At 75.9% G+C, this 245-nt stretch carries 1 protein-coding gene; it reads left to right on the forward strand.

The features are described 5' to 3' along the window. Nucleotides 1–245, forward strand: a 245-nt coding sequence (locus G3I65_RS25000; protein WP_160698259.1) for a KR domain-containing protein, incomplete at both ends; no start/stop codon positions are given.

Consider the following 245-nt stretch of genomic DNA (forward strand, 5'->3'; position numbering starts at 1 on the left):
CTACGCCGCCGCCAACGCCTTCCTCGACGCCGTCGCCGAGCACCGCCACGAGCTGGGGCTGCCCGCGACGTCGCTCGCCTGGGGCGCCTGGGACACCGGCATGACCAGCGCCCTGACCGGCACCGACCGCGAGCGGATGGCCCGGTCGGGCATGCCGCCGCTCGCGGTCGAGCAGGGTATGGCGCTGTTCGACGCCGCCCTCGACCACGGCCGGCCGGTTCTCCTGCCGATCCGCGTCGACCTCC

The organism is Amycolatopsis sp. SID8362 (genome assembly GCF_010550475.1).
GTDB lineage: Bacteria > Actinomycetota > Actinomycetes > Mycobacteriales > Pseudonocardiaceae > Amycolatopsis > Amycolatopsis eburnea.